Origin of the sequence: Pseudomonas sp. NFACC32-1 (genome assembly GCF_900101215.1) — a bacterium.
In the GTDB taxonomy this organism is placed as follows: domain Bacteria; phylum Pseudomonadota; class Gammaproteobacteria; order Pseudomonadales; family Pseudomonadaceae; genus Aquipseudomonas.
Genome location: NZ_FMUL01000044.1, coordinates 1 through 1,970, shown reverse-complemented (window position 1 = coordinate 1,970; position 1,970 = coordinate 1). Strand labels below are relative to the sequence as shown.

At 65.3% G+C, this 1,970-nt stretch carries 1 pseudogene; it reads left to right on the top strand.

Annotation, left to right across the window (positions count from 1 at the left end):
• Positions 1-6: 6 nt before the first annotated feature.
• A pseudogene (locus BLP99_RS26020) lies at positions 7-1,970 on the top strand (condensation domain-containing protein); the annotation flags it as partial.

Here is a 1,970-nt window from a genome sequence, read left to right as displayed (position 1 = left end):
GTGCAGATCACCCCGGACATGCTCACCTTGGTAGCGCTTGATCAGCCAACCATTGACCGGATCGTGGCCACGGTGCCCGGTGGCGCACGCAACGTACAGGACATCTACCCGCTGGCGCCGCTGCAGGAAGGCATCCTCTACCACCACCTGACCGCCGAGCAGGGCGACCCCTATGTACTGAAAATACTCTTCGAACTGCACAATCGTGACCGATTGACGGCTTTCGTCGATGCGCTTGAGCATGTCATCGATCGCCACGACATCCTGCGCACCAGCGTGGTCTGGGAAGGATTCGACTCACCGGTGCAGGTGGTCTGGCGTAAAGCCCGACTGGTGGTGGAAGAGGTGGCGCTGGCCGACGCGGCGGGGGATATCGCCTCGCAGTTGCAGGCCCGCTTCGACCCGCGGCATTACCGTCTCGATATCACCCGTGCCCCCATGCTGCGGCTGGCTTACGCGCAAGACGCGGCCAGGGGACGCTGGGTCGCGGTGTTGCTCTTCCACCACATGGCCCTGGACCACACGGCCATGGAAGTGGTGCAGCACGAGATGCAGGCGCATCTGTTGGGCAAGACCGCTCCGCTGGCGGCGGCAGTGCCTTATCGCAACTATGTGGCGCAGGCGTGCCTGGGCGTGAGCGAACAGGAGCACGAACACTTCTTCCGCGAGATGCTCGGCGATATCGACGAGCCGACCCTGCCGTTCGGTGTACGGGACGTGCAGGGTGACGGGCGGGATATCGAGGAAGCCCGGCGGCCTGTCGACACGGCGTTGAGCCAGCGCCTACGGGTCCTGGCGCGGCAGTTGGGTGTCAGCGCTGCCAGCCTGGTTCACCTGGCCTGGGCACAGTTGCTGGGCCGCGTGTCCGGCAAGGACGACGTGGTATTCGGCACCGTACTGATGGGGCGCATGCAAGGCGGGGACGGTGCTGACCGGGCCCTGGGCATGTTCATCAACACCTTGCCCCTGCGAGTGGAAGTGGGCATCCAAAGCGTGCGTGAAGGGGTGGAAGCCACCCACGCGCGATTGACCGGCCTGCTGGGCCATGAACACGCGTCCCTGGCCCTGGCACAGCGTTGCAGTGGCGTGGTTGCGCCCATGCCGCTGTTCAGCGCCTTGCTCAACTATCGTCACAGCGCCGGCCTCGCGGATTCCAGCCAGGCCCTGGCCGGTTGGGAAGGCATCGAGACCCTGAGCAACGAAGAACGCACCAATTACCCGCTGACCCTGTCGGTGGACGACCTGGGCGACGATTTCCACCTGACCGCGCTGGCGGTGCCACGGATCGGCGCGCAACGGGTCTGCGAGTACATGCACATTGCCCTGGAAACCCTGGTGGAGTCCCTGGAGCTGGCGCCGTCGACGCCGTTGAACCGTCTGGCGATACTGCCGGCTGCCGAGCGTCGGCAGGTGGTGGCGGGTTTCAATGCGACCATGCGTCCTTATCCGCAGAATCGGACCGTCCATGGGTTGTTCGAAGCCCAGGCCGAGGCTCGTCCACACGCCATCGCCGCTGTGCAGGATGGGCGTTGCCTGACCTACAGCGAGCTCAACGCCTGGGCCAACGGCCTGGCGCGCCATCTGGCAGGCCTGGGCGTGCAGCCCGGGGACCGCGTGGCGCTGGGGCTGGGGCGTTCGATCGAGCTGCTGGTCGGCCAGTTGGCGGTGCTCAAGTGTGCCGCCGTCTATGTGCCGCTGGATATCGGCGCGCCGCTGGAGCGCCAGCAGTTCATGGTCGACGACAGTGGAGCGCAGGTGGTCCTGGCCCGCAAAGGTCAGAAGGTTCCTGCGGGTCCTCTGCGGGTGGACCTGGGTCACATGGAGGTGGATGAAACCTGTGTCGACCTCGATCTGCCCCAGAGCACCGAAGCGGTGGCCTATATCATGTACACCTCCGGTTCCACCGGCACTCCCAAGGGGGTGCTGGTGCCGCATCGGGCGATCAACCGACTGGTGATCAACAACGGCTA